25 protein-coding genes are annotated in these 23843 nt (G+C 65.3%); 9 read left to right on the top strand and 16 right to left on the bottom strand.

All coding sequences use genetic code 11. The annotated features are described in order from the left end of the window. Position 1 precedes the first annotated feature (1 nt). The 4 genes from ABCR88_RS07385 to ABCR88_RS07370 form a co-directional block, all read right to left on the bottom strand. Complete coding sequence (locus ABCR88_RS07385) at positions 2-1012, bottom strand: Ldh family oxidoreductase (RefSeq protein ID WP_065364411.1); 1011 nt, start codon at positions 1010-1012, stop codon at positions 2-4. 88 nt (positions 1013-1100) lie between these two features. Further along, complete coding sequence (locus ABCR88_RS07380) at positions 1101-2675, bottom strand: aldehyde dehydrogenase (NADP(+)) (protein ID WP_350404294.1); 1575 nt, start codon at positions 2673-2675, stop codon at positions 1101-1103. 32 nt (positions 2676-2707) lie between these two features. Next, complete coding sequence (locus ABCR88_RS07375; RefSeq protein WP_350404293.1) at positions 2708-4279, bottom strand: APC family permease; 1572 nt, start codon at positions 4277-4279, stop codon at positions 2708-2710. Between the two features lie 159 nt (positions 4280-4438). Then, a complete protein-coding gene (locus ABCR88_RS07370) occupies positions 4439-5359 on the bottom strand; it encodes a dihydrodipicolinate synthase family protein (protein WP_350404292.1) in 921 nt (306 codons plus the stop codon). A 276-nt stretch (positions 5360-5635) separates the two neighbouring features. Here ABCR88_RS07370 and ABCR88_RS07365 point away from each other — a divergent pair, with 276 nt between their 5' ends. From ABCR88_RS07365 to ABCR88_RS07345, 5 genes are read left to right on the top strand one after another with little or no spacing between them, the layout of a single operon-like run. Continuing rightward, positions 5636-6568 (top strand): 4-hydroxyproline epimerase, encoded by a 933-nt coding sequence (locus ABCR88_RS07365; protein WP_065364415.1) that lies wholly within the window; start codon positions 5636-5638, stop codon positions 6566-6568. Further along, a complete protein-coding gene (locus ABCR88_RS07360) occupies positions 6565-7686 on the top strand; it encodes an FAD-dependent oxidoreductase (RefSeq protein ID WP_053149521.1) in 1122 nt (373 codons plus the stop codon). Before ABCR88_RS07365 ends, ABCR88_RS07360 begins: the two co-directional genes overlap by 4 nt. Further along, on the top strand, positions 7683-7916 hold the full coding sequence (locus ABCR88_RS07355; RefSeq protein ID WP_350404289.1) for a 2Fe-2S iron-sulfur cluster-binding protein: 234 nt from the start codon (positions 7683-7685) through the stop codon (positions 7914-7916). The genes ABCR88_RS07360 and ABCR88_RS07355 overlap by 4 nt, the downstream gene beginning before the upstream one ends. Next, the gene (locus tag ABCR88_RS07350) at positions 7913-9202 is read left to right on the top strand and encodes an FAD/NAD(P)-binding oxidoreductase (RefSeq protein ID WP_174394854.1); all 1290 of its coding nucleotides are present in this window, start codon (positions 7913-7915) and stop codon (positions 9200-9202) included. Before ABCR88_RS07355 ends, ABCR88_RS07350 begins: the two co-directional genes overlap by 4 nt. Before the next feature lie 59 nt (positions 9203-9261). Further along, positions 9262-10038, top strand: coding sequence for an AraC family transcriptional regulator (locus ABCR88_RS07345; protein ID WP_011059750.1), 777 nt, complete (start codon positions 9262-9264; stop codon positions 10036-10038). A 7-nt stretch (positions 10039-10045) separates the two neighbouring features. On the opposite strand, the gene ABCR88_RS07340 is transcribed toward ABCR88_RS07345, so the two are convergent. Continuing rightward, positions 10046-10819, bottom strand: a complete 774-nt coding sequence (locus tag ABCR88_RS07340) for a GNAT family N-acetyltransferase (protein WP_232642696.1) — start codon at positions 10817-10819, stop codon at positions 10046-10048. Between the two features lie 201 nt (positions 10820-11020). On the opposite strand from ABCR88_RS07340, the gene ABCR88_RS07335 reads away from it, so the two are divergent. Beyond that, positions 11021-11431: a low affinity iron permease family protein gene (locus tag ABCR88_RS07335; RefSeq protein ID WP_072451069.1), complete on the top strand. Its 411-nt coding sequence runs from the start codon at positions 11021-11023 to the stop codon at positions 11429-11431. Positions 11432-11469: 38 nt separating this feature from the next. Here ABCR88_RS07335 and ABCR88_RS07330 read toward each other — a convergent pair whose 3' ends face one another. The 7 genes from ABCR88_RS07330 to yiaY form a co-directional block, all read right to left on the bottom strand. Beyond that, positions 11470-12378 carry an SDR family oxidoreductase gene (locus ABCR88_RS07330; RefSeq protein ID WP_041116417.1) on the bottom strand — a complete coding sequence of 303 codons (909 nt, stop codon included), beginning with the start codon at positions 12376-12378 and terminating at the stop codon, positions 11470-11472. A gap of 43 nt (positions 12379-12421) precedes the next feature. Next, on the bottom strand, positions 12422-12952 hold the full coding sequence (locus tag ABCR88_RS07325) for a DUF4142 domain-containing protein (protein WP_011059746.1): 531 nt from the start codon (positions 12950-12952) through the stop codon (positions 12422-12424). Between the two features lie 159 nt (positions 12953-13111). After that, entirely contained in the window at positions 13112-14461 is a 1350-nt protein-coding gene (locus ABCR88_RS07320; protein WP_011059745.1) for a GGDEF domain-containing protein, read from the bottom strand. 104 nt (positions 14462-14565) lie between these two features. After that, complete coding sequence (locus ABCR88_RS07315; RefSeq protein ID WP_011059744.1) at positions 14566-15204, bottom strand: LysE family translocator; 639 nt, start codon at positions 15202-15204, stop codon at positions 14566-14568. Between the two features lie 239 nt (positions 15205-15443). After that, positions 15444-16175 (bottom strand): hypothetical protein, encoded by a 732-nt coding sequence (locus ABCR88_RS07310; RefSeq protein ID WP_350404287.1) that lies wholly within the window; start codon positions 16173-16175, stop codon positions 15444-15446. Between the two features lie 25 nt (positions 16176-16200). Beyond that, positions 16201-16938 (bottom strand): hypothetical protein, encoded by a 738-nt coding sequence (locus ABCR88_RS07305; RefSeq protein ID WP_015634481.1) that lies wholly within the window; start codon positions 16936-16938, stop codon positions 16201-16203. 158 nt (positions 16939-17096) lie between these two features. Continuing rightward, positions 17097-18245: an L-threonine dehydrogenase gene (gene yiaY, locus ABCR88_RS07300; RefSeq protein ID WP_011059741.1), complete on the bottom strand. Its 1149-nt coding sequence runs from the start codon at positions 18243-18245 to the stop codon at positions 17097-17099. 158 nt (positions 18246-18403) lie between these two features. Here yiaY and ABCR88_RS07295 point away from each other — a divergent pair, with 158 nt between their 5' ends. After that, positions 18404-19423 (top strand): DUF4917 family protein, encoded by a 1020-nt coding sequence (locus tag ABCR88_RS07295; RefSeq protein WP_350404891.1) that lies wholly within the window; start codon positions 18404-18406, stop codon positions 19421-19423. Positions 19424-19532: 109 nt separating this feature from the next. Here ABCR88_RS07295 and ABCR88_RS07290 read toward each other — a convergent pair whose 3' ends face one another. After that, positions 19533-20072, bottom strand: a complete 540-nt coding sequence (locus ABCR88_RS07290; protein ID WP_325985643.1) for an XRE family transcriptional regulator — start codon at positions 20070-20072, stop codon at positions 19533-19535. A 161-nt stretch (positions 20073-20233) separates the two neighbouring features. Between ABCR88_RS07290 and ABCR88_RS07285 the strand changes: the two genes are divergently transcribed. Continuing rightward, positions 20234-21016 (top strand): aldolase, encoded by a 783-nt coding sequence (locus ABCR88_RS07285; RefSeq protein ID WP_011059738.1) that lies wholly within the window; start codon positions 20234-20236, stop codon positions 21014-21016. 31 nt (positions 21017-21047) lie between these two features. Continuing rightward, entirely contained in the window at positions 21048-21935 is an 888-nt protein-coding gene (locus ABCR88_RS07280; RefSeq protein WP_015634478.1) for a dihydrodipicolinate synthase family protein, read from the top strand. A 69-nt stretch (positions 21936-22004) separates the two neighbouring features. Here the strand turns inward: ABCR88_RS07280 and ABCR88_RS07275 are convergent, their stop codons facing one another. The 3 genes from ABCR88_RS07275 to ABCR88_RS07265 form a co-directional block, all read right to left on the bottom strand. Beyond that, positions 22005-22538: a hypothetical protein gene (locus ABCR88_RS07275; protein ID WP_041116411.1), complete on the bottom strand. Its 534-nt coding sequence runs from the start codon at positions 22536-22538 to the stop codon at positions 22005-22007. Next, positions 22538-23182 carry a hypothetical protein gene (locus ABCR88_RS07270; protein WP_019094812.1) on the bottom strand — a complete coding sequence of 215 codons (645 nt, stop codon included), beginning with the start codon at positions 23180-23182 and terminating at the stop codon, positions 22538-22540. The genes ABCR88_RS07275 and ABCR88_RS07270 overlap by 1 nt, the downstream gene beginning before the upstream one ends. 272 nt (positions 23183-23454) lie before the next feature. Continuing rightward, entirely contained in the window at positions 23455-23793 is a 339-nt protein-coding gene (locus ABCR88_RS07265) for a YegP family protein (protein ID WP_011059734.1), read from the bottom strand. Positions 23794-23843 lie beyond the last annotated feature (50 nt).

Genomic DNA, 23843 nt, shown 5'->3' with positions numbered 1-23843 from the left:
CTCAGAGCAACCCGCGAATATCCTCCAGCAGCCCTCGGGGAATCTGCACCCCGTGCTCCAGGCTGCGGGCCCGGGCCGCAAAACGCCGCTGTGACGGCAGCCGTGCGCCCTGCCGGGCAATCGCCGCGAACAACCCTTCCGCCCGTTCCAGCCCCTGCGCATAGCCCTCCCCCAAAAACACCCTGGGATCGAACGCCAGCACCAGTTCCCCATGGCAGGGCGTAGCCCCCACGCCTCCATCGAAGGCCATGGACTCGGCACTGGTCAGGTCGCCGATCAGGGCACCGGCCAGCAACTCGATCATCGCCGCCAGGGCCGAACCCTTGTGCCCGCCGAACGTCTGCATGGCGCCCTGCAACGCCGCCTTGGCATCAGTGGTGGGCTGGCCATCGGCGTCGATGGCCCAGTGCTCGGGAATCGGCTTGCCCTGGCGTGCATGCAGTTCGATATCCCCCCGGGCAATGGCACTGGTGGCGAAGTCAAAGACAAAAGGCTGGCCCCCCGGGCGCGGCCAGGCAAAGGCCAGGGGGTTGGTGCCGAACACCGGATGACGCCCGCCCGCCGGGGCCACCCAGCTATGGCTGGGGTTCATCGCCATCCCCACAAGGCCGTAGTCGGCAATCGCCTCGACCTCCGGCCACAGCGCGGAAAAGTGGAAGCAGCGCTTGATCACCATAGCGGCGATGCCCTGGCTGCGGGCCTTTTCCGCAAGGATCGGCAAACCGGTATGAAAACCCAGCAGGGAGTAGCCGTAATGGGCATCCACCTCCAGCACCCCGGGAGAAACATGCCGCAGGCTGGGTTCGGCCCGGGGGTCTATCCGGCCCTCGCGCACCGAACGTACGCAGCCCAGCAGACGATACACCCCATGGGAGTGGCACTCGTCACGCTGGCCCTGGGTGATGACTTCGGCGATCGCCCGGGCATGGGCGTCGGACAGGCCGTGGCGAGTGAGGACCTGATAGGACAGAGCACAGACTTCATCCAGTGACAGGGTGATGTATTCAGACATGCAGGAACCTCTATGGCAGGTGGGGAACGCTCCTGTGGGAGAGTTTGCGGATAGGTAAGGCAAGAAGGATGAGCAGGCGCGCCTCGGGTCAGCCCGGGCCCTGGCCGTCGAGCAGCTGCGGCACCTGCAACGGATTGGCGCTGTGCAGTTCAGCCGGCAACAGCGACTCGGGCAGGTCCTGGTAGGCCACCGGGCGCAGGAAGCGCTGGATCGCCAGGCTGCCCACGGAAGTGCTGCGGCTGTCGGAAGTGGCCGGGAACGGCCCGCCATGGACCATGGCATGGGCCACTTCGACACCGGTGCCGAAACCGTTGGCCAGCAGGCGCCCGGCCTTGCTCTCCAGCAGCGGCAGCAGCGCCCGCACCTGCGGCTGATCGCCCTCGCCCAGGTGAATGGCAATGGTCAGTTGGCCCTCCAGGCTGCGCAGTACCTGTTGCAGGACAGTCAAGTCGGCGCAGCGGACAATCAGCGAGGCCGGGCCAAAGATCTCCCCGCGCAACTCGGGGCACGCCATGAACGCCGCGGCCGAGCTGGCGAACAACGCCGCGCGCGCCTGCTGGCCCTGCCCTTCCGGGCCCTGGGCCAGGAGCTGCACCCGGGCATGCGCCGCGAGGCTGGCCACGCCTTGGCAGTAGCTGCGGTAAATGCCCGGCGTAAGCATGGTCTGCGCCGCCACGTGGCCGAGGGCCTCGGCGGCGGCCCGCTCAAAACGCTGCAACGCCGGCCCCTCGACGGCCAGGATCAACCCCGGGTTGGTGCAGAACTGCCCGGCGCCCTGGGTCAGCGAGGCGACAAACGCCGGGGCGATCTGCTCGCCGCGCTCCTCAAGGGCATGGGGCAACAGCAGCACCGGATTGATCGAACTCATCTCCGCATACACCGGGATCGGCTCGGCGCGCGCCGCGGCGATCTGCATCAGGGCCATCCCGCCGCTGCGCGAGCCGGTGAAACCCACGGCCTTGATCCGCGAGTCCGCCACCAGCCCCTGGCCGATATCCCGGCCACTGTCGAACAACAGTGAAAACACCCCTTCGGGTATTCCCTGCTGCCGTGCCGCCCGGGCGATGGCCTGGGCCACCAGCTCCGAGGTGCCGGGGTGGGCCGAGTGCGCCTTGACGATCACCGGGCAGCCCGCCGCCAGGGCCGATGCGGTATCGCCGCCAGCCACGGAAAAGGCCAAAGGAAAGTTCGACGCACCGAACACCGCCACCGGCCCCAGACCAATCTGCCGCAAGCGCAGGTCGACCCTGGGCAAAGGCTGGCGCCCGGGTTGCGCCGGGTCGATCCGCACCCCGAGAAACCCGCCCTTGCGCACCACCGCGGCAAACAGCCGCAACTGGCCAACGGTGCGCCCGCGCTCGCTTTCCAGGCGGGCACGGGGCAGGCCGGTTTCCAGCAGGCAACGCTCGATCAGTTCATCCCCCAGCTCAAGAATCTGGCTGGCGATACTCTCCAGAAACGCCGCCCGCTGCTCCAGCGGCAACAGCCGATAAGGCTCGAACGCCGCCTGGGCCAGGGCACAGGCACGCTCCAGGTCGGCCGGTGCGGCCCCGCCAAAAGCCGGTTGCAGCACCTGGCCGGTGGCCGCGTTCAGCCCATGGATATGCCCGTGGGTGCCTAAGCCGGCTTGCTGGCCGATCAGCATCTGTCCAGTAACAGTCATGGTTTGCCTCGTCTGCTTGAAAGTGGGCACCCTCATTCCACCTCATCGCCGTCCAGCACCAGCTTGGCGCCGGGCACGCCGGTGTTGGCGCCCCAGTAGTAGATACACAGGGCCATGAGGGTGACGGTCAGGGTGTCGAAGGGGTGAGCCAGGGCGCCGATGCCGCCGAAGCTGCCCAGGTAGGAAATGACGATGGTCAGGGCATAGAACGCGATCAGCCACAGGGACGAACGCACCTGTTCGCCAAGGCTCAAGTGATCGGTGGGCACCAGGCGCTTGCACAACAGGTAGATCACGAACATCAGGATCTGCAGCCCCAGCAGCCAGGACACCGTGCCCCAGCCCGACCAGTAGACGATCAGCGCCGCGATCACGAAGGACACCGGCCCCAGCAGGGCAAAACCACGCACGCGGAACGGCCGCGCCAACTCCGGCGCGCTCTTGCGCAAGGCCGCGACACTGATGGGCGCCACTGCATAGCTCAGTACCAGGGCTGCCGAGACCACATTGATCAAGGCTTCCCAGGAAGGGAACGGCAAGGTCCAGAACACCGACAGGCCGAAGGTCAGCCACAGCGCCGGACGCGGAATGCCGGATTCTTCGTCGATGCGGGTGAAGATCTTGAAAAAGGTCCCGGTGCGGGCCCAGCCGTAGACCACCCGCGGCGTGGCGTTCATGTAGATGTTGCCGCAGCCGCTGGGGGAGATCACCGCGTCGGCCACCACCAGGTAGGCCAGCCAGCCGACCCCGAGCGTCAGGGCGATATCGCGGTACGGCAGAGAGAACTCCTTGCTGATGCCGCTCCAGCCGGTGGCCAGCATTTCCGTAGGAATGCTGCCCAGGAAGGCCAGTTGCAGCAGGCCGTAGATCAGGGTCGAGAGCAACACCGATAGGATCAGGGCAATGGGAATGGTGCGCTGCGGATTGCGCACTTCGCTGGCCACGGAAATGATCGGGGTCAGCCCCAGGTAGGCAAAGATGATGCCCCCCGCCGAGACTGCCATCTCGATCCCCGAGAGACCGAACGGCGCAAAGCCCTGGACATGGAAGTTATCGGGCTTGAAGAAGGTGAACAGCACCCCGATCACCAGCAGCGGCACGATGAACTTGAACAGGCTGATGAAGTTGTTGGATTTGGCGAAGGTCTTGACGCTGTAGTAGTTGAGCCAGAAGAACAGGCACAACAGGGCGAACTGCACCAGCCAGCCGATGATTGTCGGGTTGCTCGACCCCTCATGGGTCAGCGCCGGGAACCAGGCCGCGGCGTACTGCCGGGCGGCCACCACTTCAATCGCCACCAGGCTGGAAAAGGCGATCAGGGTGATGAACCCCATCAGGTAGCCCAGCAGCGGCCCGTGGGAAAACACTGGATAGCGCACCACCCCGCCGGCCCGGGGCAGGGCTGCCCCCAGCTCGCAATAGACGATGCCCAGCAGCAGTACGGCAAAGCCGCCCAGCAACCAGGAAAAGATCCCCGCCGGCCCGGCAATCGCCGAAACGTGGCTGGCAGCGAACAGCCAGCCGGAACCGAAAATCGCACCCAGACCGATAAAGGTCAGGTCCACCAGAGAGAGTTGCTTCTTGAATTTGCCTTTGCCTGACATGGGGCTGCGCCTGTTTTGGATTATTGGAATGGGCAGATGGAATGTCACGTCGGCGGGGCCGTCCGACGCTTGCAACACTGCACCCGGGCTGTGCCTTGTGGCTGCCCGGAACTGTTGTTTGGAAGCGGGCGCCCTTCACCCTGGGCGCCCGTGAACGCCTTACAAGCCGACGTTGGGCAGGCTCGGGCGCGTGGCCAGGGCCTTGGCGACAATCGCCTTGACCTCGGCCAGGGTCTCGCCCTGCAGCGGCAAGCGCGGCGGCCGGGTAATGGACGAACCACGCCCTACCAGTTCCTCGCAGAGCTTGATGCACTGCACCAGGTCCGGACGGGCATCCAGGTGCAGCAGCGGCATGAACCAGCGGTACAGGGCCAGGGCTTCCTCGAAGCGCTTCTCCCTGGCCAGGCGGAACAGCGTCTCGCCCTCCTTGGGGAAGGCCACGGACATCCCGGAGACCCAGCCCTCGGCGCCCACCGCAACGCTTTCCACCACCACGTCATCGAGCCCGGCGAACAGCACGAAGCGGTCGCCGACGGCATTGCGCAGGTCGATGAAGCGCCGGGTATCGCCGGAGGAATCCTTGAAGCAGACGATGTTCTCGCAGTCCTGCAGGGCGATCAGTACGTCGGGGGTGACGTCGTTCTTGTAGATGGGCGGGTTGTTGTAGACCATCACCGGCAGGTCGGTGCCGGTGGCCACGGCGCGAAAATGCGCGGCGGTCTCATGGGGCTTGGCCGAGTACACCAGGGCGGGCATCACCATCACCCCGTCGGCCCCGGCCCTGGCGGCCTCGCACACGGTGTTGCGGGCAAACTCGGTGGTGAATTCGGCCACCCCGGCAATCACCGGCACCCGGCCGCCGGCGGCGTCCTTGGCCACTTCGATCACCGCGAGTTTTTCCGCGGTGGTCAACGAGGTGTTCTCCCCCACGGTGCCGCACACCACCAGCCCCGAGACGCCATCGTCCACCAGGCTGCGCATGACCTTGTGGGTGGCTTGCAGGTTCAGGGAAAAATCGGCGTTGAACTGGGTGGTCACTGCGGGGAACACACCGCTCCACTGGATGGCTTTACGGCTCATGGTCTTGTCCTTGTATGAGGTCGGCCGGGCCGACAGGCGTTGGATACGAAATCCAGAGTCGCCTTTTATCCCCGTCGCAGCTTGAGACTTTTCACCCCCGAAGGAGACGAAATCGGCACACTTGCCCGACGCTCGCGGCTCACCGGCATGCTCCTCGCGCACCGCCTCTACAGCCGAACGGACTGTGCCGATTTCGTCATCCACAACAGCGAAAACCCACAAGCGGCAGCGCCCCCGCCAAGGCCACTCTGTAGCTCTTTGCCCTCAGGTGCCCTCATGAAAAAAATAACCGTGATCGACTCCCACACCGGGGGTGAACCCACCCGCCTGGTCATCGACGGCTTTCCCGACCTGGGCCGCGGCTCCATGGCCGAACGCTTGCAGATCCTGGAGCGCGAGCACGACCAGTGGCGCCGGGCCTGCGTCCTCGAACCCCGGGGCAGCGACGTGCTGGTGGGGGCCCTGCTGTGCCAGCCACAGGCCAGCGACGCCTGTGCCGGAGTGATCTTCTTCAACAACAGCGGCTACCTGGGCATGTGCGGCCACGGCACCATTGGCCTGGTGCGCTCGCTGTATCACCTGGGGCGCATCGACCAGGGCGTGCACCGTATCGAAACCCCGGTGGGCACCGTCGAGGCCACCCTGCACGAGGACCTGTCGGTGAGCGTGCGCAACGTCCCCGCCTACCGCTACCGCACCCAGGTGATGCTGCAACTGCCCGGCCACGGCAAGGTGCACGGCGACATCGCCTGGGGCGGCAACTGGTTCTTCCTGATCAGCGACCACGGCCAGCGCATTGCCCTGGACAATGTCGAAGCCCTGACCCACTACACCTGGGACGTACGCCAGGCCCTCGAAGCCGCCGGCATCACCGGCGCCGAGGGCGGGGTCATCGACCACATCGAACTGTTCGCCGACGACCCGCAAGCCGACAGCCGCAACTTCGTGCTCTGCCCCGGCAAGGCCTACGACCGTTCGCCCTGCGGCACTGGCACCAGCGCCAAACTGGCGTGCCTGGCGGCGGACGGCAAGCTCGCCCCGGGCCAGGCCTGGCGCCAGGCCAGTGTCATCGGCAGCCAGTTCAGCGCCCACTATGAGAAGGTCGGCGAGCAACTGATTCCGATCCTTCGCGGCAATGCCCACATCAGCGCCGAAGCCACTCTGCTGCTGGACGACAGCGATCCGTTCGCCTGGGGCATCGGCTCGTGACGCCGGTGGCCGAGGCCGAGGTGATAGTGGTGGGCGCTGGCATCATCGGTGCCGCCTGCGCCCATGAGCTGGCCCGGCGCGGCCTGCGGGTGCAGGTGCTCGACGATGGTCGTGGCGGTGCCACCGGGGCCGGCATGGGCCATCTGGTGGTGATGGACGACAACCCGGCGGAACTGGCCTTGAGTCACTACTCCCTCGGCCTCTGGCGGCAGCTGCGCGAACGCCTGCCCGAGGCCTGCGCCTACCGCAACTGCGGCACCTTGTGGCTGGCCGCCGACCACCATGAGAGGGACCTGGCGCGGGCCAAACAGCAGGCCCTGGCCGACCACGGCATCAGCGGCGAGCTGCTGGACAGCACCCGGCTGGCGAGCCTGGAACCGATGTTGCGCAAAGGCCTGGCCGGTGCGCTGAAGATCCCCGGCGACGCGATCCTCTACGCCCCGGCCACTGCCCACTGGCTGCTCGGCAACGCTTCGCTGATCAGGCGCCAGGCAGCCCGGGTGCGCAGCGTCGCCGGGGACCAGGTGGAGCTCGCCGACGGTCGCGTGCTGAGGGCACAACGGGTGCTGCTGGCCAACGGCTTCGCTGCCCGGGAACTGTTGCCGGCCCTGCCCCTGCGCCCGAAGAAGGGCCATCTGCTGATCAGCGACCGCTACCCGCAACAGGTCGGCCACCAACTGGTGGAACTGGGTTACGCCGCCAGCGCCCACGCCAGCCACGGCACCTCGGTGGCGTTCAATGTCCAGCCGCGGCCCACCGGCCAGTTGTTGATCGGCTCGTCCCGACAGTTCGACACCCTCGATCCGGCCATCGACCCCAGCGTACTGGCGCCCATGCTGCGGCGCGCCGTGGACTACCTGCCGGCGCTCGCCGAGCTCAACGGCATCCGCGCCTGGACCGGCTTTCGCGCCGCCACGCCGGATGGCCTGCCGATCCTCGGCGAACACCCGCGGCAACCGGGCCTGTGGCTGGCGGTCGGGCATGAAGGCCTGGGCGTCACCACCGCCCCCGGCAGCGCGCGACTGCTGGTGGACCTGATGCTGGGCGAATGCCCGGCGCTCGACCCGCGCCCCTATCTGCCCGGGCGCTTTGCCGCCCTGACTGGAGACTTGCCATGATCATCTACCTGGACCAGCAGGCCCTGCAGGTAGCCGACGGCCTCAGCGTGGCCGCCGCCGTGGCCGGCAGTCCCGACCCGCGCACCCGCACCTCCTGCGGTGGCCAGCCGCGGACCGTGTTCTGCGGCATGGGCATCTGCCAGGAATGCCGGATGACCATCGATGGCCGCCGCCAGCTGGCCTGCCAGACCCTGTGCCGGAACGCCATGCAGGTGGAGCGCAGCCAATGACCGCCCGCCACCTGCAGTGCCAGATCCTCATCGTCGGCAGCGGCCCGGCGGGGCTGGCCGCCGCCCAGGCCGCCAGCCGCAGCGCCAGCTCGATCCTGATCGTCGATGACAACCCGCGCCCCGGCGGCCAGATCTGGCGCCACGGCCCCCAGCATCCGCCCAGCGCCGCCCAGGCCGAACACTTCAAGGTGCTGCAGCACCCGGCGGTGCGCTACCTCAGCGCCACCCGCATCATCTCGACCCTGGGTACTCACAGCCTGTTGCTCGAAGATGCCCGGCAGGCCTGGCACGTGGAATTCGAACAACTGATCCTGTGCTGTGGCGCCCAAGAACTGCTGCTGCCCTTCCCCGGCTGGACCCTGCCCGGGGTGACCGGGGCCGGCGGCCTGCAAGCGCTGCTCAAGAACGGCCTGGCGGTGGCAGGAAAGACCCTGGTGATCGCCGGCAGCGGCCCCTTATTGCTGGCCAGCGCCGCCACCGCGCGCCGCGCCGGCGGCCGGGTGGTGCGGGTGCTGGAACAGGCCCCGGCGGCCTCGCTGCTGGGCTTTGCCGCCCAGTTGTGGCGCTGGCCGAACAAGCTGGCCCAAGCCCTGAGCCTGGCCACCCCGAGCTATCGCTGCAACGCCCACGTGGTCGAGGCGCTGGGCGAGCAGCACCTGCAGGCCGTGCGCATCCGCCAGGGCCGGCGCACCCTGGAAATCCCCTGCGACTACCTGGCCTGCGGCTTCGGCCTGGTGCCCAATGTGCGCCTGGCCAACCACCTGGGCTGCCGCCTAGAACAGGGCGCCATCGCGGTCGATCAGCAACAGCGCAGCAGCCTGCCCCAGGTCCTGGCCGCCGGCGAGTGCACGGGCATCGGTGGCAGCGAACTGGCGCTGATCGAAGGCCGGATCGCCGGCTGTGTGGCCAGCGGGCAGGCAGACCGGGCCGCCGAACTGATCCAGCAGCGCCGTCACTGGCAGCATTTTGCCGAGCGCCTGCTGCGGCATTTCGAGCTGCAGCCGCAGGTCCTGCAACTGGCCCGAGCTGATACTCTGCTGTGCCGGTGCGAGGATGTGCCCTACGCCGCCGTGGCCGCAGCCCCCGACTGGGCCCAGGCCAAGCTGCAGAGCCGCTGCGGCATGGGCGCCTGCCAGGGCCGGGTCTGTGCCAGCGCGGCCCACCGCCTGTTCGGCTGGGCGCCCACCCCGCCACGGGCACCCCTGGTGCCGGCGCGAATCGCCACGCTGCTGCTCGACAGCCAGCAGGCACGCCCCGGCGCCGACAATGCAACCGGCGGCCCGTGAACCCCTTGGCTTTATCGACCCAGATCCATCCCCCAAGCCCCCATAGAGAGAGGCAGACGATGATCGATGGCGCACAGCTGCACCACTTGCCCCGGGCCATCGCCGCCCATGCACCCCGGGACCTCAATGGCCTGCTGGCCAATATGGCGCCGATCACCCCGCTGCTGGACTGCATCCCCAGCGCGGTGTTCTTCATCAAGGACCTGCAGGCCCGCTACCGAGTGGCCAACCTGACCCTGGCCCAGCGCTGCGGTTTCAAGAATGTGCGGCCCCTGCTGGGCAAGACCTCCGCCGAAGTCTTCCCGGCGGTGCTCGGCCCGGTCTACACCGAGCAGGATCAGCGCGTGCTGCGCCAGGGCATCACCATCAAGGGTCAGCTGGAACTGCATCTGTATGGCAGCCGCGAGCCCGGCTGGTGCCTGACCCACAAACTGCCGCTGTACGGGCGGGACGGGCAGATCATCGGCATGGCCGGGATCTCCCTGGACCTGCAGGCCGCCCATGACACCCATCCGGCCTATGAACGCCTGGCAGCGGTGGACCGGCATATCCGCGAGCACTACAGCGAGGCCATCCGCCTGGACGACCTGACCCGCATCGCCAGCCTGTCCACTGCCCAGCTGGAGCGCTACTGCAAGCGCATCTTCCACCTCACGCCACGGCAGATGATCCACAAGGTCCGCCTGGAACACGCTTCGCAGTTGCTGCTCACCGAAGAACCCATCACCGAGGTGGCGCTGCAATGCGGCTACACCGACCACAGCGCCTTCAGCCGCCAGTTCAAGGCCCTGACCGGGCTCAGCCCGCGCCAGTTCCGGCAGAACGCTGCCCGCTAGGGCGGGCTCATTCCTGGCAGAAGGTGCGGTAGTCGAACAGCGGTTCGAAGCCGGCCTTGCGGTAGATCGACAGGCCATCGAGGGAGGCTTCCAGCACGCAGGTCCTGGCGCCCCTGGCCCGGGCGAACGCCAGCACCGCTTGAATCAGCGCCGTGGCATAGCCCTGGCCCTGGCAATCCTGCACGGTGCCGATGTCATCCAGGCGCGCCAGCCCCGGCAGCAGCGAGAGGGTCAGGGCACTCACCGGGCGCTCCTCGACATACAGGGTGAAATGGCTCAGGGCCCGGCCCGCCGACAGCGCCGCCCGATGCCGGGCCAGGTACTGCTCGATCCCCCCCTCGCCGGACTCGAACGCACTCTGCACGGGCTGCGCCCAATCCTCCAGGCGCAGGTCGGTACAGCGCACCTGGGCCTGCGCCGCAAGCGCTTGCCGGGGCTCATGGCGCGTCAGATCGAGCACCATGCAGGTGGTCTTGTCCGCCGCCAGCAGATGCTGCTGATGCAATTGCCCGCTGACCCGGGGCACCAGCGCCTCGGGCACCACCACACAGAACGGCATGCCCGTGCGCTGCAGGAACGCCACGCCTTCGGCCAACGCCCCCGGCTCGTCGACGGCGCAGACATTCATCATCAACAGGTTCAGGCTGCTGGCTTCGACCCCGGTGCAATAGGCACTCAGGCCACTGCCGAAACGTCGATAGAACTGGGAGATGGAAACGAAGAAATAGTCTTGCGCCTGGTGATACAGGTCGATGACCGAAGCACCGGTACTGGCCGACATAAGCTGCCTCCTTGAGCGTCGTGGCGCCCCATGGGGCACCTGGCCCGGGCCACGTTAAGCCCAGCGCCCCGACAGCTCCAGCACAATCCTGTTTTATTGTGCGAAGGAGTGCTGTGAGGTGTAAGCGGGCACTGGAAAAAAGCACTTTCGCCAGAGCCCTGCTGTCACACCTTCAGACATCTCCCCATAAGGAACACGGCCATGAAGTTCTCGAAGATCTCGCAAGCGCTGTCGATGTGGGCCGGCAGCCCGAAAACCTTTCTCGGCGCGCTGCTGCTGATTCTGATCTGGGGGCTCAGCGGGCCGGTGTTTCACTTCAACGACACCTGGCAGTTGATCATCAATACCTCCACCACCATCATCACCTTCCTCATGGTGTTCCTGATCCAGAACACCCAGAACCGCGACAACGACATTCTGCACTTGAAGATCGACGAGCTGCTGCGGGCCACCAAGGCGGCCCACAACGCCATGCTCAGCCTGGACGGGCTGGACCTCAAGCAGCTGGAGCAGATGCGCCGCGAATACCGCGAGATCGGCCAGGGCGGCGATTCCGAGCTGTCCGTCAGCACCTCCAGCCAGCAGGACAAGACCGATCTCAACCAGTGCTGAGATCGGTTCGACAAAGGCAGGCCCCTGCGCCGATCATCCTAGGGCAGAGGGTTGCCGCCGGTGACCCCGAACACTTCGCCGGTGATGTAGCTCGATTCCTGCGACGCCAATAGCACGTACAGGGGAGCGCATTCGGCCGGCTGCCCCGGACGCTTCATGGGGGTTTGCAGGCCGAACTGCGGGATCTTTTCCCGAGGCTGGCCACCACTGGGTTGCAGTACGGTCCAAATCGGCCCCGGCGCCACGGCGTTGACCCGGATCCCCCGCCCGATCACCTGTTTGGCCAGGGCCTTGGTGAAAGCCACGATCGCCGCCTTGGTGGTGGCGTAATCCAGGAGGCTGGCCGAAGGCTGGTAGGACTGGATCGACGCGGTGTTGATCACCGTGGCGCCAGCCGGCATCAGCGGCAAGGCCGCCTGACAGATCCAGAACAAGGCATACACGTTGGTCTTCAAGGTGGCGTCGAACTGAGCGGTGCTGATGTCGGCGATGTCCTCCTGCGCCACCTGCTTGCCCGCCACGTTGACCAGGATGTCCAGCCCACCCAGTTGCTCATGGGCACGGCGCACCAGGTCGCGGCAGAAACGTTCGTCGCTGATATCGCCGGGAAGCGCAATGGCCTTGCGCCCAGCGGCCTTGATCAGCTCTATCACCTGGCGGGCGTCGCGCTCCTCCTCGGGCAGGTAGTTGATGGCGACGTCCGCGCCTTCACGGGCATAGGCAATGGCCGCCGCGCGGCCGATACCCGAATCGCCGCCGGTGATCAGGGCCTTGCGCCCCAGCAACCGACCAAAACCGTGATAGCTGTGCTCGCCGTGGTCGGGACGGGGAATCATGTCCTGGTCAATGCCCGGCGCCGTTTGCGGCTGGTCGGGAAATTCCGGCTGGGGGTACTGGGTCAGGGGATCCTGCATCGCGTACTGATTGGATACGGGTTGAGTCGACATGGTGCTCTCCAACTAAAGGGCAAGGATGGGGCAACGGCGGGGCTCAACCGTCCAGCCGGTCGGACCGGCGCCCGGCCTGCAGGGCCTTGGCCATCTGCAGGTGGTTTTCCAGCTTGGGCAGGGTCTCTTCGGCAAATGCCTTGAGCTCCGGCACCTCGCTGGTCTGCGCCTGCTGCTGGATCTGCTCGATGGCTTCTTCGGTGGCCTTGACCTGGCTGGCGGCGTAGGCGCGATCGAAGTCCTCGCCCTCGGCTTCAGGTACGCGGGGCATCAGGCGCTTGGCCTGGTCCATCACCTGTTCCCGGGGGGCGACCGGCAAGTCCAGCTGCTTGGCGATCTTGGCCAAGTGCTGGTTGGCGGTGGTGCGGTCGTTGATCACCTGGATGGTGTATTCCTTGACCGCCTTGGATGAGGTCTGCTGGTGGGCCAGGCGGCTGGCTTCGATATCGGCCATGCCCTTGGCCGAGGCGTCGTCGATGAAATCCGCGGGGGACTGGGCCAGGGCGCTGGTGGCGCCAAGGCCCAGGAGCAGTGCCAGTCCGGCACCGCGCATGACTGTGGCCATGGGGTTCATGAGGTGGCTCTCCGCTTGCAAATTGATCTGCCGGAAGCCATGGCTCCCGTCTGCATAGGGAAAGGTGGGGGGCGCAAAGGTTTAGAAAAACCCTCGCTTGCACGACGAACGGTGAACCCCGGCACGGCCGGGCCAGGGCTTCATCCGGTGCTTGCCGGCTCAGGCGTTGGAGCGGCTTTTCTGTGCCCGCTTGACCGCGTACATGGCTTCGTCGGCGTGCTTGAACAGCTGTTTTTCCTCCAGGCCATGCTCGGGATACAGGCCGATGCCGATGCTCGGCAGGATGTTCAACGAGTGGCCGTCCAGGCGCAGCGGCTCGCCCAGCGTCCGCCGGATCTTCTCCGCTACCCGCTGGGCATCCTCGCTGTGCTGCACGCTCTCCAGCAGGATCACGAACTCGTCGCCGCCGATCCGCGCCACGGTGTCGGTTTCCCGCACGCAGCCCTTGAGCCGGTTGGCCACCGCTTGCAGCAGCATGTCCCCCACCGCGTGCCCGCAGGTGTCGTTGACCTCCTTGAACTTGTCCAGGTCGACATACAGCAGGGCCATGCGCCCCGACTCGCGCCGGGCCCGGGCCAGGGCCGAACGCAGGCGCTCGCGCAGCAGTTCGCGGTTGGGCAGGTGAGTCAATTGATCGTATTCGGCCATGTAATGCAGGCGTGCATGCAGCTGCTTGCGTTCGATGGCCGCGGCCAGCTGCGCGCTGACGTACTGCAAGAGTTCCTGGTCCTGTTCGCTGTAGCTTTCGGTGCCCGGGGCGCTCTTGACCATCAGCACGCCGATGGTGCCCTTTTGCGAATTCAGCGGCACGCCCAGCCAGCAGCGCGAACCCTGGATAGCCGCGAACTCGCTCCAGAGCACCCGGTTCACCGGGCACTCCGGCGCCAGCAGCAAGGGCTGGCCGCATTGCAGCACCTCGACGCAGAAGCGCTCGATCAAGGTGCCCGGCAGTTCCGGGCTGCCCTCACAGTCATCGACGTGATAGGGAAAACTCAGGCTGGCGCTGCGCTCGTCGTAGAGCGCCAGGGAACAGTTCAGCGCGGGCAGCCACTCGCCGATGATCCGATGCACATGCCGGAACAGCACCAGCAGGTCTTCGGTGGCATGGGCCGCCTCGGAAATCGCGTACAGCGCCGCCTGCCGGGATTCCGCCTGCTTGCGCTCGGTGATGTCGCGGGCCACGGCGATGCGCAATTGATCCACTTCCGACCAGCGCGCCGACCAGAGAATATGCGCCACCCGCCCGTCCTTGCGCACGTAGCGGTTCTCGAAATTCGGCTTGGGCACCCCGCCCATGATTTCCCGGGCAGCCTGCAAGGTACGTTCACGATCGGCCGGGTGCACCAGCTCGATCATCGGGCGGCCGATCAGCTCGTCGGCGGTGTAGCCGAAGACCCGCTCACAGGCGGCGCTGACGAACACGAAGCGACCCTCGACATCCACGGCGCACACGGCGTCCAGGAGCAGGTCGATGAAACTGGCCAGAGGCGCGGAGTTCTTGGTTGCCATCAGAGAAAGCTACTACCCATGAAAAATGCACTGAGTACCCATCCCTTGAGCCCGGTCGCAGGCCGAAGCCTGCAACTGCACACCGTCGCAACCCGCGCGGCGCGTCACGCCTTGTTGCCGACCAACCCTGGCACTGCGTGCAGCAAGGCATTGATCGCGAAACCGATGAACATCACCCCGCAGACCCGGGTGATCGCCAGCTCGTGGCGCTGGTACCAATTGCGTACCTTACGCGCGCCGACGATGCCGATGAGGATAGCGTATGCGCCAAGGCCGCCAAGGAAACTCAGGGCAATCAGCCCCGGCAGCATCGACCAGGTCAACAGCTCCGCGCGGCTGGAGAGCAGCGCGGTGAAGGTTGCCACCGCCACCGGATAAGCCTTGGGATTGGTCAGGCCGAACAGGATCCCGTGCCAGAACGGGTTGCGCGCCGGGCCCTGGGGTTCGTCGCCATCGCGCGGTTTACTGCGGATGGCCCGCAGGCCGAGCCAGAACAGGTACAGGCCGCTGAGCACGCCGAGGATATTGAACGCATCGCTGCCGATCTCCCGGGCCCCGACAATGGCGATCAGCGCCGTGCTGCACCAGACCACGTCGCCCAGCATGTGCCCGCAGAGAAAACCGGCCCCCGCCTGCCGCCCGCGGGCCGCGCCGATGCCGAACACCGCCAGCACTCCGGGCCCGGGGGTGATCGCATAAATGAAACCCGAGGCGATAACGGCCAGCAACAGCGATGAGGTCATCAGCAAGACTCCAGGACGATGCGCCTGACAAAAACGCCAGGCACAGGGGGAATGTGGCGGATTCTGCACGATCAAGGCACCTTGCCACCAGCCGCTTTCGTCAGCTGCCCCTGTGGAACAGTCGCTCAATCGGCGGAGTAAAAGCGCATTCCCGGGTAAGGATGATCGCGCCAGGCCAGCAATCGCGAGGCCAGATCGCTGACGGCCAGGCTCAGGTGGTTGAGCCCCTTGAGCATGGTTCACGCTCCCGTCAAGGTTTTCGGCAAGGGGTAGCGCTGGCCGTCGTAGTGCAAGGTGACACGGCTGTCCCTGGGCGCCAGGTCGCGGCTTTCGCAACCGGCCGGCCCCTTGAAATGCTCGGTGTCGACGATTCGCGTACGCACCAGCAGGTCGGCATGGCCGTTGCGCTGGCCGTTGCCCAGTTCCAGGGTCCGGTACAGGGTCCGGCTGCGCCCGACACACTCACCGCCCCGGCTGAGCTCAGCGCGGCGCTCATCCACCACCAGCCCTTCGAGCCTCGGCGGAAGGCCCTTGCCATCACGTACGAACAGGGTCAGCACGGTTTTCTCATGGGGGTGGGTGCTTGAGGCGCGGCGGTAGGTGGCCCGCAGGCCAAAGGCCCGCTCCTCCTCGCTCAACTGGTAACGCCCGGTATCGATCTGCACCCCCTGTAAGGCAAAGCCATCGGAACGCCGGGCCAGGTCCTTGTTGTAGCTGGCCACGGCCCAGCCGCTGTCGTCGAGCAGCAGCGCCACATCCAGGTTGTAGCGAGGTACCTTGGCGTTTTCGGCCCCTTGCACCGGCGTTGCTCGAACCCCGATGTTCATGCCGTCTTCCGCCGGCCAGGGTTTGCAGACATGGAGTTCTCCCGGGGAATTGGGGCTGTTGTCGCACTCGGCCAGTGCCATCGTCGCCACGCCCAGCAAAGCGCACAGCACCAGCCCGCGGGTCGATTGTTCAATCAGGTTCATCAAGCTTCCTTATCGATCGCCGGTATCAGATGCCACTGAAGCCATTGGGCAGGACGTAGCGTTGGCCATCGTAGTGCAGGGTGCTGACCACCGGTTTGGCGGCCACGGAGGTGGACTGGCATTGTTCCCCGACTTTTTTGCTCTGGGTACTGACGCTGACCGAACGCACGATCAGGTCGGCGTAACCGTGGCTGCGGGTCTTGGCGATATCCAGGGTGCGCGTGGTTTTAGTGCCCTCGCCGGCGCACTGGCCGTCCCATTCGCCGTTGTAGGAATGGGCCACGAACTTCTCCAGCACCGGGCGCAGGGTACTGCCCTCGCGCACGTAGAGGCTGAGCCAGGTCTGATTGAAGGGGTTGACCCGGGACGAGCCCTCGAACGCGGCCCGGACCCCGAACGCTCGAACCTGAGGCGTCAGTTGGAAGCGCCCGGTATCGAGCTTCACGCTCTCCAGGCGAAAGGCGTCGGAGACAAAGGCGGCAGGCTGCTCATAGCTGGCCAGGGCCTGTCCGCTGCTGCGGTCCAGCACGGCCAGTTGCAGGTTGTAGGTGCCGTCATCGGTGCCGGTGTCGCTGGGGTCCGGAACCTGCTCGGACAGCAGGCTGATGCTCTGGTCGGCAAAGGCCGGCCAGTCCTTGCACAGGGAAAAGCCCGGGACTTCGGCATTGCGTGGCGGCGGCAGGCACTGGGCGGCGGCGGATGTGGCACCGGCCAGTAGGGCCAAGCTGCCCAGAAGCGGGGCCAGGGAAGAGCAACGGATCATTCACGACTCCTTGTGACAGGCGGATAGAGCGCCATTTCAGGTCGCACTATCCTCCGCGGCGCGGGCGCTTTCAACGCCGGGAGCAGGTGCTCGGGAGTCTGTGGTACCGGGCGTGCGGATGAACCCTTCGCTGGCTTGCCAGCGAAGGGTCCCGTCCCTCAGAACGCGTTGCGGAAAATCTCCTCGATCTGCCGCTGATCTGCCGGACGCGGGTTGGTCAGGCCGCAGGCATCCTTGAGGGCATTGGCCGCCAATAGCGGAATATCCTGCAACTTGGCGCCCAACTCGCGCAAACCAGCGGGAATCTCCACATCACGGGCCAGGGTGCGGATCGCCGCGATGGCCGCCTGGGCGCCCTCTTCCGGGCTGAAACCGCGAATGTCCGCTCCCAGCGCGTGGGCCACATCGGTCAGGCGCTGGGCGCATACCGTGGCGTTGAAGCTCTGCACATGGGGCAACAGCACCGCGTTGCACACGCCATGGGGCAGGTCGTAGAAGCCGCCCAGCTGGTGGGCCATGGCGTGCACGAAACCCAGGGACGCATTGTTGAATGCCATGCCGGCGAGGAACTGCGCATAGGCCATGTTCTCCCGTGCCAGCAGATCGTTGCCGTCGTGCACCGCCTGGCGCAGGTTGGCGCTGATCATTTCCACGGCCTTCAGGGCGCAGGCGTCGGTGATGGGGTTGGCGGCGGTGGACACATAGGCTTCCACCGCGTGGGTCAGGGCATCCATACCGGTGGCTGCGGTCAGGCCCTTGGGCATCGCCACCATCAGTGCCGGATCGTTCACCGACAGCAACGGCGTGACGTTGCGGTCGACGATGGCCATTTTCACGTGGCGCGATTCGTCGGTGATGATGCAGAAACGGGTCATTTCGCTGGCAGTGCCGGCGGTGGTGTTGATGGCGATCAAGGGCAGTTGCGGCTTGGCCGACTGGTCGACGCCTTCGTAATCGCGGATCTGCCCGCCATTGGTGGCACACAGGGCAATGCCCTTGGCGCAGTCATGGGGCGATCCGCCGCCCAGGGAGATGACGAAATCGCACTGTGCCTGCTGCAATTGCGCCAGGCCCTGCTCGACGTTGGCAATGCTGGGGTTGGGCTTGGCACCGTCGAAGATCACCGAATCGATGTCCTGCATGGCCAGCTTTTCGGCCACCATGCTGGCCACGCCAGCCTTGGCCAGGCCCGTGTCAGTGACGATCAGCGCCTTGCGAAATCCATAGTTGCGGATGGCGCTCATGGCCTCGTCGAGACAGCCGATGCCCATGATGTTCACGGCTGGAATGAAAAAGGTGCTGCTCATCAGAAGATCTCCCGGCGAATGCCGATTTCACGGTGTCGATGCAATGTTTGCCAAACAGGATCGACCGATCGGTCACCGGCGTTGTTGATCTGGCTCAAGGGTCGGTCGTGATAAAGTCGCCAGCCGAAATACCTCCAGCCTTGAGACCGATGACCGCGATGATGGATTTCCAGGAATTTGATGCCGAACTTGAAGACTGGAACGCCCTGGGTGCCAGCACACCGTTCAGTGGCCTGCTGATCGGCAACGGCGCCAGCCGTGCCGTGTGGGAAGACTTTGCCTACGACTCACTGTTCGAAAACGCTCGCACAGTGGAAGAAAAACCCCTCAGCCAGTCCGAGCTCAGCGTATTCGAGGCCCTGCAGACTCGCAGTTTCGAGCAGGTACTGGGCGCCCTGAAAACCACCAGCCGAGTCAACAAGGCCCTGGCAGTCAGCTCGGCGGCGCCGCGCAATCGCTACTACGCCATCAAGGAAGCGCTGATCAACACCGTGCACGCGGTGCACATTCCCTGGCGCCTGGTCCAGGAGCAGAGCCTGGCGGCGATCAACCAGGAACTGCGGCGCTATCCCACGGTGTTCGCCAGCAACTATGACCTGCTCAACTACTGGGCCGTGCAACAGGACAGCCAAGGCATCGACGACCTGTTCCACGGTGCCGATCCGGCCTTCGAATTGGGCAGCGCCCCTAGCGCCCCAACCCGCATTCTCTACCTGCATGGCGGCCTGCACCTGGTGCGCAACCTGGACGGCAGCGCACGCAAGCTGACCTCCACCGAAGGCACCCTGCTGGGCAGCTTCGCCATCAACAACACCCTCAAGACCCTGGACGACGTGCCGCTGTTCGTCAGCGAGGGGCCGCTGGCGGACAAGCTCAAGACCATCCGCAGCTCGGATTACCTGTCGTTCTGCTACCAGCAGTTGCTGGATCACAGCGGCGCGCTGTGCATCTTCGGCCACAACCTGGGGCCCCAGGACAGCCACCTGGTCCAGGCGATCCGCCAGTCGGCGACCCAGACCCTGGCGATCTCCATCTACCCGCGCAGCGCCGCGTTCATCCAGCACCAGAAACGCCACTACGCCAAGCTGTTCGAAGGCCTGGACCTGAGTCTGCGTTTCTTCGACTCCAAGACCCACGCCCTGGGCAATCCGGCCCTGTCGGTGCCCGTGGAGCACTGAGCACTCCCGCCCTGTAGGAGCTGGCTTGCCAGCGAAGACGTCCGCCAGGGCGATGCATGTCTTGGTGCTCATTCGCCAACCAGCCGGCTCCTGGCGGTGCTGAACGCCTTCAGTCCTCGCTGCTGACCACCACCAGCAACTGCGCCTGCTCGTCCCCCACGGAACGGATGCGGTGGGGTTTCTGCGCATTGAAGTGCAGTGCATCGCCACGGTTGAGAATCACCCGCTCGTTCATGAAATCCACTTCCACCTGGCCTTCGTGGACGAACAGGAACTCCTCCCCCAGGTGTTCCTTGAAGGTCTTGTCACTGAATTCCCGGGCCGGGTAGATGATGAACGGCAGCAGGTTGCGCTCGCTGACCTGATGGGCCAGCACCGCATAACCCGGGACCTGCCCATTGGCCGCCAGTGACTGGCGCTGGTCGCTGCGCACCAGGCTGTAGCTGTCGAGGCTGATGCTGTCCTCGGCGAACAGTTCCTCGACCTTGACGTTTAGCGCCTTGGCCAGCTTCAACGCGGCAGCGATCGACGGCGTGTTCAGCCCGCGCTCGACTTTCGACAGATAGCTCTTGGTCATCCCGGATTTCTCGGCCAGGGCTTCCAGGGTCACGCCCAGTTTTTTTCTCAGTAATTTCAAACGGATAGACATGTAGAGCGGTTAATCCATCTAGAAAACAACGATTGGCGCTTGCCAATGACACAAAGTGTCATATAGCCTCTTAAGTGTCATCGCAATTCACCAAGCGCCGTCGCAAGCAGCAGGTGAAGCGCAGATCCGACGTCCATTGCACTTCTCAAAGGACCTTCGACATGGCCAAGACATTAGCATTGCCCAAAGACCAACTGGTCAAGCAAGCCCTGACCCAGATGCAAAATACCCTGGCGGATAATACGTGGACCGACCGACAAAAGCTGGCCCTGACCTGCCGCATTCTGTTCGAGAACGGCCACGACTCGGGCCTCGCCGGGCAGATCACCGCCCGCGGCCCGCAACCGGGCACCTACTACACCCAGCAACTGGGCCTGGGCTTCGATGAAATCAGCGCCAGCAACCTGCTGCTGGTCAACGAAGACCTGGAGGTCCTCGAAGGCCACGGCATGCCCAACCCGGCCAACCGCTTCCACAGCTGGGTGTACCGCGCCCGGCCGGACGTGAACTGCATCATCCACACCCACCCGACCCACGTCGCCGCGCTGTCGATGATCGAAGTGCCGCTTGCGGTGTCGCACATGGACCTCTGCCCACTGTACGAGGACTGCGCCTTTCTCGAAGCCTGGCCGGGGGTGCCGGTGGGCAACGAAGAAGGCGAAATCATCTCCGCCGCCCTGGGCGACAAGCGCGCGATCCTGCTTTCCCACCACGGCCAGCTGTCCACCGGCGCGAGCATCGAGGAAGCCTGCGTGATCGCTCAACTGATCGAGCGTGCGGCCAAGCTGCAACTGCTGGCCATGGCCGCCGGCACCATCAAGCCGATCCTCCCGGAGCTGGGCCGCGAAGCCCACGACTGGATTTCCAAGCCCAAGCGCCACAGCGCCGCCTTCAACTACTACGCTCGGCAAAACCTGAAAAAACACGCCGACTGCCTGAACTGATCCACCCCTTATGCCTTGCAGGAGTTGCACCATGCCTACTACCCAGATCCACGGCATCATCGGCTACACCGTCACCCCCTTCGGCCCCAACGGCGAAGGCCTGGACCTGGACGCCCTCGGGCGTTCCATCGACCGCATGATCGACGCGGGCGTCCACGCCATCGCCCCCCTGGGCAGCACCGGCGAAGGCGCCTACCTGAGCGACGCCGAATGGGACCAGGTCAGCGAGTTCAGCATCCGCCACGTGGCCAAGCGCGTGCCGACCATCGTCAGCGTCTCCGACCTGACCACCGCCAAGGCCATCCGCCGCGCGCGTTTTGCCGAAGCCAAGGGCGCCGACGTGGTGATGGTGCTGCCCGCCTCCTACTGGAAGCTCAGCGAAGCCGAGATCCTCGCTCACTACCAGGCCATCGGCGCCAGCATCGGCGTGCCGATCATGCTCTACAACAACCCGGCCACCAGCGGCACCGACATGTCGGTGGAACTGATCCTGAAGATCTTCCACGCCGTGGAAAACGTCACCCTGGTCAAGGAAAGCACCGGCGATATCCAGCGCATGCACAAGCTGCAACTGCTGGGCGAAGGCCAGGTGCCGTTCTACAACGGCTGCAACCCGCTGGCCCTGGAAGCTTTCGCTGCCGGTGCCAGTGGCTGGTGCACAGCGGCGGCGAACCTGATCCCGCAGCTCAATCTCGACCTCTATCAGGCCGTGCTGAGCAACGACCTGGCTCGCGCCCGGGCGCTGTTCTACCGCCAGTTGCCGCTGCTGGACTTCATCCTCAAGGGCGGTTTGCCGGCCACGGTCAAGGCCGGGCTGGAGCTCGCCGGGCTGCCCACCGGGGAGCCTCGCAAGCCGGTATTCGCACTGAACGAGGGCGGTCGCCAACAGTTGCAGACGCTGCTGCAGAGCCTGGGTTGATTTCCTGAAAAAAAAGCCCGGACGGCTGACACCGTCCGGGCTTTGGCGGGGGCCGCGCTCAAGCGTGGTTCAGTGACTGTCCAGCGCCACCGGGGCCTGGGCCTTGAACTGCGGGTCCTGCAGCATCTGCGCAATGAAGTCGTCGGTGATGCGCCGCACATGCTGGTATTGGCCGCCATCAGTGTTGGCCCAACCACGCCAGGAGCGGGTCTGGTTGCTGACCCGATACTTGGCCACCTCCTGGTCACCGCGGCTGACATGGAACATCACCTGGCTGTCCCAAGTGGTCCGGCCCGGCACGATAAACAAGGTCATGGCACTGAGCAGCCCCATGGGAATGTTCTGCCAGCCAAAGTAATCACTGTTGGCCATCACGATCACGTTGTAGCCATCGGCACTGAACCCCGGCTGCACCTGCTCGAAGGTACCGCGACGACGCAGTTCGTCACGGATCAGGCCGGCAGGGATGGCCCCCATCACACTGACGCTGATCGCCGGTAGCCGCTGCTGATAATCCACCTCGGCCGGCTTGAGACTGTGGCTGGTCTGACAACCGCCAAGCCCCAGCATCAGCACCATCAAAAACCACAATTGATTACGCATTACAGATCCCCCGACAGCATGGCCTTGAGCATCGACGCCTTGGGCCCCTGCTCCCTGACGATCAACGACGTGACCTCCTCCATCTTCTCCAGATCGACCCGTTGCAGGTTCGGCACCTGCGGGTATTTGGCGCGCACCAGGGCGGCGTCGCGCTCCAGGTGGTCGCTGTGCAGAAACACGCACTTGGCCCCCGACGCCGACAGGCAGCCGGCGCGAAAATCACCCAGGTAATAAGCCTTGCCGGCTTCCAGCTCCAAGGGGATGGAGAAGTCTTCGCGGCTCCAGGCGGTGGCGTTGCCGCGGTCGAAGTGCAGGTTGTAGATCTCGTAGCGCCCGGGTTTGAGCGGCATCACGAACAGGCTGCCGATGCCGTGCCAGGTCTCGCGCACATCCCGTGGCGTGCGGCCGTAGATCTGGTTGTACAAGCGCGCCGAGGCGAACCCGTCACCGCCGCGCGGGCGAATCAGCAGCATTTGTTCGTTGGCGGTGTGCACCGCCTTCGGCCAGATGCCGACCACCCCCACCACATAGGCCACCCCCGACTGCGAGTCGGGGCGCATGCTCTCGGCAACTTTCGTGGAAGACAGGCTGTAGCAACCGCTCAACGCCAGCAGCGCGGCGAGTAATACGAGAGGGCGAATCATGAGGTCGCAGATCCCTTGGACAATGATTGATAACGTCAACCAGAGTGCCAGGCCTGCCGAGCGCCCGGTGACGGGCGCGGAGGATAAGGCAAATGATGGCATTGCGCCATAACTCCGTCGCCAATCGGCTGGCGGCCTGCCAGATCACAATACGCTGCCCTCGCCCGGCCTCCAGGCAAATGCCAGGTGCTTGTGAAAACCCGCTGACAGCACAAAGCCCGAACGCTGCTTGGGTTCGGGCCTTGTGCTGTCGAGGGTGTGTGGAGCCAGGCCTAAACGGACGTCAGGTCCTTGATGTTGTGGCTGGGGCCGTTGGCCTTGACGCTGGCGATGCCCTTTTCCCGGGCTGCTTCCGAGGAATAGGTTTCACTGTTGCCGATGATCTGGTGATTGGCCGCCTTGAGGTTGAAATAGGGTTTGCCATCCTTGGCGCTCTTGCGCTCGTAGCGCTCTTCCAGGGGACTGTTGGCCTGCACCGAGGCGATGCCGTTCTCGGCTGCGGCGCGGGTGGTGTACTGCTCGCTGCTGAGAATGACCTCGGCATTGGCCGCCTTGAGCACGAAGCGAAACTGGCCGTTGCTGCTTTTCTTCAACTCATACCATCCGGACATGCTGTAGCTCCTAGGGTGATCGATGGGCGTTGCGCCTTGAGAGTAAAGAC

Origin of the sequence: Pseudomonas sp. W17 (assembly GCF_040268305.1) — a bacterium.
GTDB classification, from domain to species: domain Bacteria; phylum Pseudomonadota; class Gammaproteobacteria; order Pseudomonadales; family Pseudomonadaceae; genus Aquipseudomonas; species Aquipseudomonas protegens.
This window is presented reverse-complemented; position numbering and strand designations above follow the sequence as displayed.